The 13,552-nt window shown below is 51.7% G+C and carries 14 protein-coding genes; 4 read left to right on the top strand and 10 right to left on the bottom strand.

Going from position 1 to position 13,552, the window contains the following annotated elements; genetic code table 11:
• Positions 1-45 precede the first annotated feature (45 nt).
• Positions 46-429, top strand: coding sequence for a hypothetical protein (locus TH63_RS02945; protein WP_076606586.1), 384 nt, complete (start codon positions 46-48; stop codon positions 427-429).
• Positions 430-721: 292 nt separating this feature from the next.
• Here TH63_RS02945 and TH63_RS20215 read toward each other — a convergent pair whose 3' ends face one another.
• A complete protein-coding gene (locus tag TH63_RS20215) occupies positions 722-1,324 on the bottom strand; it encodes a hypothetical protein (protein ID WP_156180333.1) in 603 nt (200 codons plus the stop codon).
• A 264-nt stretch (positions 1,325-1,588) separates the two neighbouring features.
• Between TH63_RS20215 and dinB the strand changes: the two genes are divergently transcribed.
• Both dinB and TH63_RS02925 read left to right on the top strand, forming a co-directional pair.
• Positions 1,589-2,650, top strand: a complete 1,062-nt coding sequence (dinB, locus tag TH63_RS02930) for a DNA polymerase IV (protein ID WP_076606388.1) — start codon at positions 1,589-1,591, stop codon at positions 2,648-2,650.
• A 98-nt stretch (positions 2,651-2,748) separates the two neighbouring features.
• A complete protein-coding gene (locus TH63_RS02925; RefSeq protein WP_048922547.1) occupies positions 2,749-3,558 on the top strand; it encodes a class I SAM-dependent methyltransferase in 810 nt (269 codons plus the stop codon).
• A 135-nt stretch (positions 3,559-3,693) separates the two neighbouring features.
• On the opposite strand, the gene TH63_RS02920 is transcribed toward TH63_RS02925, so the two are convergent.
• On the bottom strand, positions 3,694-4,230 hold the full coding sequence (locus TH63_RS02920; protein ID WP_048922546.1) for a DUF7935 family protein: 537 nt from the start codon (positions 4,228-4,230) through the stop codon (positions 3,694-3,696).
• 217 nt (positions 4,231-4,447) lie between these two features.
• Here TH63_RS02920 and TH63_RS02915 point away from each other — a divergent pair, with 217 nt between their 5' ends.
• Complete coding sequence (locus tag TH63_RS02915; protein ID WP_048919615.1) at positions 4,448-4,798, top strand: HesB/IscA family protein; 351 nt, start codon at positions 4,448-4,450, stop codon at positions 4,796-4,798.
• A 676-nt stretch (positions 4,799-5,474) separates the two neighbouring features.
• Here TH63_RS02915 and TH63_RS02905 read toward each other — a convergent pair.
• The 8 genes from TH63_RS02905 to hpt form a co-directional block, all read right to left on the bottom strand.
• Positions 5,475-6,293, bottom strand: coding sequence for a ChaN family lipoprotein (locus TH63_RS02905; protein ID WP_231583538.1), 819 nt, complete (start codon positions 6,291-6,293; stop codon positions 5,475-5,477).
• A 157-nt stretch (positions 6,294-6,450) separates the two neighbouring features.
• Positions 6,451-7,761 carry an ABC transporter permease gene (locus TH63_RS02900; RefSeq protein WP_048919612.1) on the bottom strand — a complete coding sequence of 437 codons (1,311 nt, stop codon included), beginning with the start codon at positions 7,759-7,761 and terminating at the stop codon, positions 6,451-6,453.
• Positions 7,754-8,671: an ABC transporter ATP-binding protein gene (locus TH63_RS02895; RefSeq protein WP_048919611.1), complete on the bottom strand. Its 918-nt coding sequence runs from the start codon at positions 8,669-8,671 to the stop codon at positions 7,754-7,756. The genes TH63_RS02900 and TH63_RS02895 overlap by 8 nt, the downstream gene beginning before the upstream one ends.
• Before the next feature lie 419 nt (positions 8,672-9,090).
• A complete protein-coding gene (gene dnaJ / locus TH63_RS02890; protein ID WP_048919610.1) occupies positions 9,091-10,248 on the bottom strand; it encodes a molecular chaperone DnaJ in 1,158 nt (385 codons plus the stop codon).
• A gap of 8 nt (positions 10,249-10,256) precedes the next feature.
• On the bottom strand, positions 10,257-10,817 hold the full coding sequence (locus tag TH63_RS02885) for a nucleotide exchange factor GrpE (protein WP_048919609.1): 561 nt from the start codon (positions 10,815-10,817) through the stop codon (positions 10,257-10,259).
• A gap of 156 nt (positions 10,818-10,973) precedes the next feature.
• The gene (gene obgE / locus TH63_RS02880) at positions 10,974-11,969 is read right to left on the bottom strand and encodes a GTPase ObgE (RefSeq protein WP_048919608.1); all 996 of its coding nucleotides are present in this window, start codon (positions 11,967-11,969) and stop codon (positions 10,974-10,976) included.
• Between the two features lie 259 nt (positions 11,970-12,228).
• Entirely contained in the window at positions 12,229-12,810 is a 582-nt protein-coding gene (locus TH63_RS02875) for an adenylate kinase (RefSeq protein ID WP_048919607.1), read from the bottom strand.
• Positions 12,811-12,947: 137 nt separating this feature from the next.
• Entirely contained in the window at positions 12,948-13,487 is a 540-nt protein-coding gene (gene hpt / locus TH63_RS02870) for a hypoxanthine phosphoribosyltransferase (RefSeq protein ID WP_048919606.1), read from the bottom strand.
• Positions 13,488-13,552 lie beyond the last annotated feature (65 nt).

Below are 13,552 nucleotides of genomic sequence, written 5' to 3'. Positions count from 1 at the left end.
CAATTTCCCTCTGTTTTTATTTCAATGCCTGAATACATGAATACTATGAGAAAATTAAGCTTACTGCTGGCCCTGGCCTTTATCACGCTTACCAGCCAAGCCCAGACGGCCGCTATCACCCCAGATGCCCGCGCCCAGAAAATGACGGCCACCATGACCCAGGCGCTTAGACTGAACTCGGCCCAGGCCACCAAAGTGAAAGAAATCAACCTGTCCAGCATTAAGCAATTGGAGCAGGCCAAAAAAGACCACAAGAGTGATCCGCGCAAACTGAAAGCCACCATGGACCAGATCAGTGCCACCCGCCTGGAGTCTTTGCGTAGTGTATTATCTGTGACGCAGTTTCAGCAGTACCAACAGCAGCGCGAACGCAAGATGGGCATGCCGCAACAGGATGGCACCGGCGGCGGCATGACGGGAAACCAATAACCTACTGGAAAACTCTTTTTTTTCATAAGATCAAGGCCGGGTGTGTTTTAGGGCTGTTTTTGTAAAAACAGCCCTAAAACACACCCGGCCTTCTTTTTCCTCTACCCAAGATTATTGATTGGCTATAAATTTTGGGTACTCTGGTTTTGCTTTGGTGGATAAATGACTAGGATAAAGGCCTATTTTCTGGAACCTGCATTTTAAACCTGTTTTCACGAAAACACCCTAAAAACAGAAAGGCATTCCTTTGCAGGAATGCCTTTCTGTTTGATGAAAGATAGTAGAGCTTGCCCTACATCTCCAGGACGCCCAGTAAGATAAATACCAGACCTACAATGGCAACCAGGGTACCTACTACACCTAATCCTGGTAGAATACCCAGAATCACACCGGCTACCAACAGAATCAAACCAATTTTCACGTATTGGTTTAAAGCATTGGCTTTTTTGGCGGCTTTGGCTTCGCGCATGATTTTCTTGGTGGCCATTTTCACCTCTTTTTTGCTGGAGGCAGTTGAAAGGTTGTTGGCCATTTCGGTCACGTTAGGGTTGGCTTCTAAGGCAGAAGCTACGGCCGCCGAGGTTAACGGAGCAGTACGGGCTACTTCTCTGGAGGCAACCGGTTTAGCCGCATTGGCTTCCAGGGCTGGTGCTGCTTTCGCTTTTGAGGCAGCCAGAGGGGCAACCGCCTGGGTTGGTTCTGCCTGCGCTACTACTGCCGCTGGTGCCGCTGTTTCTACTGAAGTGGCCGGGCTTACTGCCGCTGGCGCGGGAGCAGCTTTATGGTACGTAGTTGCTGGTGTACTAAAGTCAAAGTACTGGCTTGAACTACAGCCTATAATGAACTGGCTAGCCACACCGCAAACTAAAAGAGACAGTAAAGATTTGATTTTCATAGGTAAAGGGGTTTAAAAGGGTTTGTTGAAAGCATAAATAAAAAGAACCTGCGTTGTTACAAGGTCCATGCGGGTTTCATAAGTTAACTTCGCAAGTACGTTCTCTAACGCCACAAGTTCATGATTCATTTTACAAAGAAAAACCGCTAATTGTTTTCCCCTGAGAATCAGGGATAAAAAATCTAGTTGGACCTCTGTGCCGTCAAATATAGGCGAAACAAAATAATCTGCCTCACCTACTTAAGATTAAAAGGAATTGCTGCCGTGCGCAAAATCATTCACATAGACATGGACGCCTTCTTCGCCTCTGTAGAGCAACGGGACAACCCGGCTCTGCGCGGCAAACCAGTGGCGGTGGGCGGCACTAAAGCACGGGGCGTGGTAGCGGCGGCCAGCTATGAGGCCCGGCAGTTCGGGGTTTTCTCAGCTATGCCGGCCCAGGTGGCCCTGCGCAAATGCCCGCACCTGATCATGGTGCCCACCCGCTTTGAGGTGTACCAACAGGTGTCACGGCAGATACGCGAGATTTTCCTGCGCTACACAGACCTGGTGGAACCGCTTTCCCTGGACGAGGCCTACCTGGATGTCACCGAGAACAAGCCTGCGCTCAAGTCTGCCATGCTTATCGCGCAGCGGATAAAGAATGAAATCTATAATGAAACCCAATTAACGGCCTCGGCGGGGGTATCCTTTAATAAGTTTCTGGCCAAAGTAGCCTCGGGCAAAAACAAGCCCGACGGGCTCACGGTAGTGTTGCCCCATGAGGCCGAGGCCTTTGTGGAAGCGTTGCCTATTGAGAAATTCTACGGCATTGGCGACGTGACCGCAGCAAAGATGAAGCAGCTGGGTATCCACTCCGGCGCCGATCTAAAGTCCCGGTCTGAGGTGGACCTGCGCCGGCACTTCGGGAAATCAGGCTCTTACTTTTACCAGATTGCCCGCGCCCAGGATGACCGACCCGTGGAACCCAACCGCATACGCAAAAGCATAGGTTCAGAACGCACCTTTGGCCAGGACCTGGAAACCGAGGAAGAGATGCTGCCCGAACTACAGCGCCTGGCCGAGGAAGTGGCCTATGACCTGCACCGGCTGGAGGCCTCGGGCAAGACTATCACGCTCAAGCTCAAGTACCATGACTTCACCCTCAACACCCGTAGCAAAACCTTCTTCTCCAACGTGCGCACCGAAGACGTACTCCTAGACATTGCCGCTGAATTACTGCATTCCCCGGCTTTCCCGGCTAAACCTATCCGGTTGTTGGGCATTACCGTCTCCAACCTCAGTTACGGTAAGCACCAGGGCGGGCAGCTGTCGTTTCCGTTTTAAACCATTTGCCTAAAGGACAAAAGCGCTGCCTCTGCGCTTTCAAGAACAGAATAGATTTGTGTACTTTCACTTATCTAATCTTTCCAGCCAACACCACCATGGAGCCATCTGTAGATTATGTTGCCCTAAACCGCCACGCCTGGAACCTGCGAACGGGCGTGCACAAAGATTCTGCCTTCTACGACCTGGCTTCTTTCAAGGCGGGCAAAAACAGCTTAAATCCGTTGGAACTTGCCGCGTTGGGCGATGTACAAGGCAAAAAGCTGCTGCACCTTCAGTGCCATTTCGGGCAGGACACCCTCTCCTGGGCCCGGCTGGGCGCCGAGGTAACGGGCATGGACCTGTCTGATGACGCCATTGCCCTGGCCCGGCAACTGACGCAGGAACTGGGGTTATCCGCCGAGTTTATATGCTGCAACGTGTATGACCTTCCGCAGCACTTGCAGGGCCAGTATGATATTGTCTTTACCTCCTACGGCGTCATTGGCTGGCTCCCGGACCTGGAGAAATGGGCCCGGGTGGTGGGCCATTTCCTGAAACCGGGCGGCACGTTTATCCTGGCGGAGTTCCACCCGGCCGTCTGGATGTTTGATAACCAGTTCACCCACGTACAGTACTCCTACTTTAACAACAGCGGCCCTATCATAGAAGAAGCCACCGGCACGTACACCGACCGCGATGCTCCTATTTCCTACACCGAGTGCTCCTGGAATCATGCGCTCAGCGAAGTAGTATCTGCCTTATTAAAGCAGCAATTACAACTGCAAGACTTCCAGGAATTGCCTTACTCCTACTATAACTGTTTGGCCAACATGGTCCAGGGCGAAGACGGATTTTGGCGCATCAAAGGCATGGAAGAAAAGTTACCGCTTATGTATTCCCTTAAAATGACCAAACCGGCCTTTTAAAAAGCAAAACCCATAGAAGAAGCTTTCTACCTCTTCTATGGGTTTTATATGTCAGTCTATTTTGAGCCTGTATCCCTGAAAACACCTCAGAAATACCCAAACCTACTACCGGCTATAATCACCGCTTGCGTGCTTTTAGAAGATCTCGTGCAGCTCCCGTTTCAGGAACTGAAGCGCCTGCGCCGTAGGGTCTACCTCTTGGTGCAGCACGTTCTCCAGGATGCGTTTGGCTAGATCTGTGCCCTTGCTTTTGTCCTGCAGGTTCTGGTAATTCTGGTTGATCATGGACACCACGTCTTCCTTGGCCTTCTTTACCTGCTGCCAAGCCGCCTCGCTCATGTACAGCTGTTGGGAAAGGTTATGGGTGTATTCGGCCCGTATTTCCTGCAGCAGTTCTGCCTGGTACGCGCCGGCACTTAACCCAGAAGGCCCTACCCTGATGAGCATGTTACTGGGCGTGATGCGTTCCAGGAAAAGGATAATGCGCTCATAGGCCTGCAACCTGATGGGCAGGATGGTCTCGCTGTTCTTCAGGCGTATATCCAGAATCTTTTTCCGGTAGTCGCGGTCCAGGTATTTCTGTGTTAACAGGTACATGGCCCCTCCTACTAATAAAGCCGGAAGGGTGCTGAGTAAGATTAAAAGGATGATGGTGGATGTATCTGTGGTCATGTAGTTTACCGGCAATGGAGTCTTAGGAGCTTGTTTATAAAGGAAGACGAAACCTGTAGCAGTCGCTTCGGCTCCCCTATTTTTGGGTAAATATCGGTAAAAAAATCGTGTAGCCTTCCCTGAATCATTTTACCTGTTTTTCGGTTTCTTATAGTATAGCGCTGTTCTTTAGAAACATTCTAGTTTTTAGTAACTTTACAGCGCAAAAGCCACGACTATGGAAAGCACGAAAGTAAAAACAGCTCCTATTACCATCACTGAGCGTGCCCTGCACGAGGTGAAGGCAATCATGAAAGATAAAAACGTACCGGCAGACTATGGCCTGCGCATTGGGGTACAAGGCGGCGGATGCTCCGGCATGTCTTACCTGCTAGGGTTTGACAAAGCCAAGGATGCCGATGAGGTATATGAATTGGAAGGTGTGCAACTGGTGATGGATAAAAAGCACGGCATGTATGTGATGGGCATGGAAGTAGATTTCCAGGATGGCCTGAACGCCCGTGGCTTTATCTTCAACAACCCCACCGCCAAAAGCACCTGCGGTTGCGGAAGCTCCTTCTCAGCGTAACCTAAACTAAGTTTATAGAATTTGAAAGGCCTGCTCTAAGAGCAGGCCTTTTTGTTTTGGCAGTAGGTTGAAAGCGGTAGTTTGGTTGTTAAAACCTTTGTTCTTTTCTGCTATTGTTGGCATAGTGGCGGTTGTCGCTTGGGTCCTTATGCTTGGTTACTGCATGGTTTCCCTCCGAGCGCTCACGGCCGCGGGGCCCCGTCTTTCCCCCTCGCACTGCCCTTGCGGCCTCCTTGAAGTTTTTTTCATAGCTAAAGCTGTTGCCGGGCCACAAGCGAGGCGCTCGAGGTAAAGACTGGAAACGGGAAATACGCAGGAATGCGTGTTTTAAGATTTTCGTTTTGAGGCTATTTTTTTGAAAAACAGCCTCAAAACGAAAAGCCGCTTTTTCAACGCAGACTCTCCCCTTGAGGGGAGCGCAGAGGGGTGTTTACACAGGAGAGAACATCTGCAGAGTTAATAACTAAGACTCAAAAGGTGCCGCCGCTGGGGATTGCAAATCCCCCTTCGATACTTCCGGATTGCAAATCCGGAAGAGCGCTCTAAAGTTCTTTTTGCTTCTATGCCCAACACTGCCCGCCGTTGTTGGTGTTCTCACCAACAACTACTTTTTCACTCTTCCTCGTCCCCCTTTGAAGGAGGTAGTGGGATAACCTCTAATACCAAGAACTACAAATTAATACGTCTTCGTCATCGTCTCCGGCACCACGAGCACCACATCTGCGCGTTGCAAATGGTCTTTTCCCAAATCTTCCAGGCTGGGCTGAGCCACGGTAGTAATGGTCTTCAGCTTGCTCTCCGGGCGGAGCTTGCGGAGATACCAGATAATACCTTCCTGGTGATCTGAGTGGTAGGAGCCGTTGAGATGGAGGAGATGCTGTCCGGGTTGGAGGTTCTGGTGGATGTAGTGCGCCATGGTCGCATCTTTGAGGGCCTGCGCCTCAATCATCTTAGATGAGGCAGCGGAGGCGCCGTGGGTATCACCGAACATGCTGCGCATGCGTTTATAGCCAGGCAGTTCCATGTCTACCATAATGGGCAACGGGGCCAGCCAAGCCTTTTCCTGCTGGGAAAGGGTATCCAGGGAATTCAGGCTTTCGCGGGCCACGGTTCTGGCATGGCGGCGCGGGACATTGGTGGCGATCACCTTCAGTCCATTCTCCTTCGCGAATAACAGGACCGGTCGGTAATCAGTGGTATAGTTGGGCCAGACCCTGCTTCTTTCCATGAAAACGGCCTCTTCCAGTTGCCCCATCAGAAAGGAATCAATCTCACTCTGGGTATCAGCTTCCCACATTTCCATTCCTATCACCAAGTTCTTGCCATGGATTTGATATAGGTCCTTGGCAAGTTCCAACTCCAGCCAATGCGCAATGGGGTCATTGTGCTGCTCCCCAAAAAAGACCACATCGGCGGCAGCCAGTTCTTTAAGCACCTTCTTGTACTTCACTGATTTCCCTTTCCCGGAGAACAGGCGGTAGGCAGGTTTATCCATGGTGAAAGAACATAAGAAGAGAACAGTCAAACAAAGCGGCAGCAGTTTTTTCATAGACCCTTTTTATTAGACGCTGGATGTTAGAGGGTAGATACTAGAGGTATAATGCAAGGAATAGAATCTAATGTCTAGCGCCTATAATCTAACATCCCCTGCATCAGCCTTTATAGAACAGCCATTTAGAAAGTTCGCGGTAGGTGATTTTCTTACCGTACATCAAAATACCCACTCTATAAATACGCGAGGCCACCCAGATAGTGCCAATAAACCCTGCGATGAGCAGCAGCATAGACAAGGCCAGTTCCCAGGCGGGTACCCCGAAGGGCAGGCGCAGCATCATGACCACCGGCGAGGTGAACGGAATCATGGACATCCAGAAGGCCACCGGCCCGTTGGGGTCTTTCATGATAATGGTCTGGGCCACTACAAAGGACAAGATGAGCGGTACCGTGATGGGGAGCATGAACTGTTGGCTGTCGGTCTCGCTGTCTACGGCGGCGCCCACCGCCCCAAACAAGGCACCGTACAGCAGGTAGCCACCCAAGAAATAGAACAGGAAGCCGCCCACCAGCAGCGGCACGTTCAGGTCTTGCACGGCACTAATGATTTGGGAGGTTTCTTGCGCCTGCAGGGCATCGCGCTCGTTTTCCATGCCCTGCATGGTCTGCGAAATCTGCGCCTTGGAGAACCGGTCCAGGTCCAGCGCCGAGGCCATGCCCAGGTAAATAGCCGACGACAAGACAATCCAGAGCAGGAACTGCGTGAGCCCTACCGCGGCAATGCCCATGATCTTACCGGCCATGAGTTGGAACGGCTTCACCGAGGACACCATCACCTCCAGAATCCGGCTGGTCTTCTCCTCAATCACGCCCCGCATGATCTGCGCGCCATAAATGAAAATGAACAGGTAAATCAGGAACGCGCCGATGAACCCCACAATGGAGGTAACCCCAACATTGCTGCTCTTCTCCCCTTCGGCACTCAGGTTAATGGTGTTGATGCTGACCTTGGTCTTGATCTGGTCCAGCACTTTCTGATCAATGCCCGAGCGGGCGAACTTTATGTCTTCCAGCTCCTGCTTCACTTGCCGCTCCAGTGAGGAAATCACGGAAAGGCTCAGGCTTTTCTGCGAAAACAATTGAATGCCCTGCGGCTTGTTGATGTCTAAGGCAGGTATATATAGCAAGCCCGCATCTTTACTGTTGAGGTACTTTTCCTTGGCCGTTTCTACGGGTCCGGGCACCGACACATAGTTGAATTTCTCGCCAGACTCAAACTTTCCGGCAAACAAGCCACTCTCATCCAGCACCTGAATCACCTTGGTGTCATCAGACATCATCATAAGGCCCACCGGCACTATCATGACTAGCGCCATAAGCAACGGGCCCAAAATGGTCATGACAATAAAACTCTTCTTGCGCACCCGCACCAGGTACTCGCGCTGAAACACTAACCAAATCTTATCCATGGGTTGGGGTCTGCATGACGGTTTTAATGAAAATATCATGGATGCTGGGCACTTTCTCCTGCAACAGGTGTACCTCTACCCGCTCAATGAGGTACCTAAGCAAATCATTGGGCCCGGTGTTGTTTTCCAACTGCACCTCGGCGGTGAATCCATTGCCTTGCTGGCTTTGCTGCAGCACTTTAAAGTCAGGCGACATAATCAACAGCTTGCCCACGCCCTGCACCAGAAACGTATTGGTCCTGAAACGATCTTTTACCTCCTGCACGCGCCCAGACAGTACTTTCTGGGATTTATGGATTAACACAATGTCATCACAGAGTTGCTCCACCGACTCCATCCGGTGGGTAGAGAAAATGATGGTACAGCCCTGGTCCCGGAGTTTCAGGATTTCGTCCCGGATGATGTTGGCGTTGATAGGGTCAAAACCTGAGAAAGGCTCATCCAGGATTAAAAGCTTGGGTTCATGCAAGACCGTGGCGATAAACTGCACTTTCTGCTGCATGCCTTTGGAGAGGTCCTCCACGTTTTTATACAGCCAGGCCGTCAGGTCCAGCCGTTCAGCCCAGGCCTTGATTCTTACTTTCGCCTCTTCCTTGGTTAAACCCCGCAGGCGGGCCAGGTAAATCAGGTGCTCCCCTACCTTCATTTTCTTGTAGAGCCCCCTTTCCTCAGGCAGGTAGCCAATCTGTTTCACGTGGTGCGGCTGCAGCGGCTGGCCCTCAAACAGAATCTGTCCTTCGTCCGGGCCCGTGATCTGGGTAATGATTCTGATAAGGGACGTTTTGCCCGCGCCATTAGGCCCCAGCAGTCCGAAGATGCTTCCCTTGGGTACGTCAAAAGATACTTTGTCTAAAGCCTGGTGGGCCTCATAGCGTTTGCTTACGCCTTGTATTTGCAGAATGGGTGGCAAGGAAATTGGGGTTGGTTTGTAGCGAATAAAGCTACGCGAAACCGGCACGCTTTGCAAGAGCGGCAAAAAGGCGTTTTGAGCCTGTTTTCCTTAAAACAGGCTCAAAAGGGAATTAACCATCAAAAGATAAACTAACCTCTTCCTACTTCAAGTTTGAGCGCAGTGGTAACTTGGAGTACCTATGACTGTCAGTTTTCAACTGGCGAAACACATTACCTGATAAACCACCATGCCAGTTGAAAACTGGCCTTATAAGAAGCCACAAGTTACGCTAACGCTAAACTTGCGGCAGAGAAAGTAAAACCTGTTTTAAGGCTGTTTTCCTAAAAATGGCCCAAAAACAGCAACGCCCGCTTCCATAAAAGGAAGCGGGCGTTGTTTATTCCCCTAACTCTGAACTCTTAATTTTTAACTCTTAACTACTGAAAGTACTCCTTCATTTTCTCAAAGAAGCCTTTCTCGTTTTTGCCGGGGTTAGGCGCGAAGTTCTGTGATTCTCTTAAGCGTTCCAGCATCTGGCGTTCCTCGGCGTTCACGGTCTTAGGCGTCCAGACATTGATGTGGATGAGTTGATCACCTTTACCGTAGCCGTTGATGTCAGGGATACCTTTTCCGCGGAGGCGAAGGATCTTGCCGGACTGCGTGCCCGGGTCAATCTTGATTTTCACCTTGCCCTCAATGGTAGGCACCTCTACCGAGGCCCCCAAAGTAGCATCCACGAAGCTCACGTACTGCTCAAACATGATGTTGTTGCCATCACGCCGCAGGGTTGGGTGGTGCTCCTCCTCAATCTGGATAAGCAAGTCACCGGGGACACCGCCTCTTTCTGGCACGTTTCCTTTGCCGCTCATAGAGAGCTGCATGCCATCGGCTACGCCGGCGGGCACGTTGATGGAGATTACCTCTTCGCGGAGCTGACGGCCTTCGCCGTGGCAGACATCGCATTTCTGGCTTACTATCTTGCCTTCGCCGTGGCAGGTTGGGCACGTGCTGGCAGAAACCATCTGGCCCAACATGGTGTTCACCACGCGTTTGGTCTGGCCCGAGCCCTGGCAGGTACCGCAGGTCTGCAGCGCCGTGCCGTTCTTAGAACCGTTGCCGTCGCAGGCCTGGCAAGACTCGTAGCGTTTTACTTTTATCTTTTTCTCAACGCCCTTGGCTACTTCCTCCAGGGTGAGTTTGAGTTTGATGCGCAGGTTGCTGCCTTTGCGTACGCGGCGTCCGCCACGTTGTCCGCCGCCCCCGAAGAAGCTCTCGAAACCGCCGCCTCCGCCACCGCCAAAGATGTCGCCGAACTGGGAGAAGATGTCTTCCATGTTCATGCCACCGCCGCCGCCATAGCCACCGCCGTTTACGCCCTGGTGCCCGAACTGGTCATAGCGTTGCCGCTTCTGCTCGTCGCTCAGTACCTCGTAGGCCTCGGCTGCTTCCTTAAACTTGTCCTCGGCGGTAGGGTCATCAGGGTTTTTGTCCGGGTGAAACTTGATGGCGATCTTGCGGTACGCCTTCTTTATCTCATCCGGCTGTGCCCCTTTGGCCACGCCCAGCACTTCATAATAATCTCTTTTGGTTGCCATGGCTCCTTTTATGCTCCAATTACCACCTTGGCAAAGCGAACCACTTTGTCATTGAGGTAATATCCTTTCTCTACTTGGTCAATCACTTTGCCTTTCATCTCCTCATTAGGGGCCGGAATCTGCGTGATAGCTTCATGCACCTCGGCGTCAAACGGCTGACCCACGGCCTCCATGGCTTTGAGACCCTTCTGTTGCAGCAGGTTCTGGAACTTGGCAAACACCAACTCCACGCCTTCGCGCACCGCGTTCACGTCCTGGGCGTCTTTCATGGCCACTTGGGCGCGCTCCAGGTCATCCAGCACCGGAATCAAGGCCACCATCAGTTCCTGATTGGCGGTTTTGAACAGTTCCAGGCGTTCTTTGGAGGTACGGCGTCTGAAGTTGTCAAACTCGGCGTGCAGGCGCAGGTACTTGTCGCGCAGCTCGTCTACCTCAGATTTTCCTTCTTCGGTGCCCGGTTCTTCTACTTCCTGGGGCAGGACTGCCGCCGCGGCCGCATCTTCCTCTTCGTTGGCCTCTGGCAATTTTGCTTCTTCTTCCTGTGGGTTTTGTTCAGCTGATGTACTCATATATCTTTTATCCTTACAGATTAAATTCTACTTCTGATTGAGTGCTAAAGGCAAGACAACTACTTTGCCAAACCGTTTTTGCTGTCATTCTGGCATTTTTAACCAAACTTCCGCCGCCGGCGGATGACAAGACTGACAGCCCCGACCCCTACTTTCTTACGCGGTGTTCAGTGCCTTCCAGATCATGTCTTTGAGTTGGGTGATATTCTTCTGGGTAAGGCTGGAGATGAACACAGTAGGCAAGTCTTTGGGCAGAGTCTCCCGCATCTCGGCCTCCAGCTCATCATCAATCATGTCTGCCTTGGTGATGGCCAGCAGGCGTTGCTTGTGCAGGAGCTCGGGGTTATAGGTGCGCAGCTCGTTCACCAGAATCTCGTACTCCGCGGCAATGTCCGGGCTTTCCACCGAGATCATGAACAGCAGGATGGAGTTCCGCTCAATGTGCTTCAGGAACCGGATTCCCAACCCCTTCCCTTCTGAGGCGCCCTCTATAATGCCCGGGATGTCGGCCATCACAAAGGATTTGTAGTCGCGGTAGGCCACTACGCCCAGGTTAGGCACCAAAGTGGTGAACGCGTAATTGGCAATCTTCGGCTTGGCCGCCGATACGACCGACAGCAGCGTAGACTTGCCCGCGTTCGGGAAGCCCACCAGACCCACGTCGGCGAGCAGTTTCAGCTCCAGCACGGTCCATTCCTCACGTCCTTCCTCGCCGGGTTGGGCATAGGTAGGCGTCTGGTTGGTAGGTGATTTGAAGTGGGAGTTGCCCAGACCGCCGCGTCCGCCGGGCGTGATGATGGCCGTTTGGCCGTCTTCGGTGATTTCAGCTTTCATCTCCCCGGTCTCGGCGTCACGCGCGATGGTACCGATGGGAACCTCCAGGATAATATCTTTCCCGAATGCGCCGCTGGAGTGGCTGGGTCCGCCGTTTCCGCCGTTTTCAGCGATCACGTGTTTTTGGAACTGCAAGTGCAGCAGGGTCCAGAGCTGGGAATTCCCCTTGAGGATAATATGACCGCCCCGGCCGCCATCACCGCCATCCGGACCACCGTGAGCGGTCTTTTTGTCGCGGTGCAAATGCGCTGAACCGGCCCCTCCGTGCCCGGAACGGCAGCAGATTTTGACATAGTCAATAAAGTTGGATGATGACACGGCTTATAGGTTCTATAGTGAATAATCAAAATTAATTGCCGGCCGTAAAGCCAGCAGTCATTCTGTTTTAAGGCTGTTTTCATAAAAACAGGCCCAAAACGGTTTTTAGTTCTGAGGGCCTCGCAAGCTACCCTCGCCAAAGGCGAAACTGCGACCCAACGCTCTCAGGCCCTTTACTTTCAGGATGGCTCATCAACTAAAAACCATCTGACAAGTAGCTTATCAGATGGTTTTTAGAGAAGTAGCTATCTAATAGAAGCTATGCCATCAGGCAGGCTCCAATAATTTCACAGTTTTTAGCGAAGATCTCGTCAATCTCCCCAATCCCGTTTACGGCGTAGAACTTGCCTTGCTGGGCATAGTAGTCGGCTACCTGTTTGGTCTTGGTGTTGTATTCCTGCACCCGTTTCTGGATCAGGGTCTCATCGGCGTCATCTGGTCTGCCGGAGGTCTGGCCACGCAGCAACAGGCGCTTCACCAACTCCTCTTCGTCTACCTGCAGGGCAATCATGCAGCTGATGCCCTGGTCGTATTTCTGCAGCAGGTTGTCCAAGGCTTCGGCCTGGGGTACCGTCCGCGGGAAACCGTCAAAGATAAAGCCGGCGGCGTTGGGGTTGTCTGCGATCTTAGACTCAATCATGCCAATCACTACTTCATCTGGCACCAAAAGGCCAGCATCCATAAGACCTTTCGCCTTCAGGCCCAGTTCCGTTCCCTGAGTGATCTCTGAACGCAGCAAATCACCGGTTGACAGGTGAATCAGCCCGTATTTTTCAATAAGTTTCTGGCTCTGCGTGCCTTTACCTGCCCCTGGAGGACCAAAGAGAACGATGTTCAGCATGAATTTGGAGGTTGTGAGATTACAAAAGTAAGAATAATATCTTGGAAATGACAGCTTTTCAGGCGCTACACAGTCCTGTGTTGCTACGTTTTAGGGGTATTTTTCGTAAAACAGGCGCAAAACGGTGCAATGAAAAACTACATTACTTTATAGATGTCTCTAAGGTTTCGGCCCAGGCCATTATAATCCAGCCCGTAGCCTACCACAAAGTCGTTGCCAATTTCCATGACCGGGTACTTGATGTCCAGTTGGTGCTCATGCGCCTCTGGTTTCACCAGTAGTGCCGCCACTTCTACCGAGGCCGGACCTTGGCTCTGCAATTGGGGCAACAACGCAGCCACGGTATGGCCGGTGTCCACAATGTCTTCCACCACCACCACGTGCCGGTATTTAATGCTTTCCTTAAGGCCCATGATCTCCTTCACCTGCCCGGTGCTGCCCATGTCTGAGTAAGAAGAAAGCCGTATAAATGAGATCTCACAGTCTATGCTCATCTCTTTCATGAGGTCTGAGGCAAACATAAAGGAACCATTCAACACCGACAGGAACAATGGGCATTTATCGCGATACTCATGGCTCAGGCGGGCAGCCACCACTTCTATGCTGTGCAGGATTTTGCGTTCCTGTATATAGATTTTAAACTTCTTGTCGTGGAGGGTTACCGGCGGGTGGTTCATTGGTCTGTTAAGTAGGAAGCATCAAAATTGGGGAAAACTGCCTGAAATAAAAAGAGAAAAGCCCT

It is taken from the genome of Rufibacter radiotolerans (genome assembly GCF_001078055.1).
GTDB lineage: Bacteria > Bacteroidota > Bacteroidia > Cytophagales > Hymenobacteraceae > Nibribacter > Nibribacter radiotolerans.
This window is presented reverse-complemented; position numbering and strand designations above follow the sequence as displayed.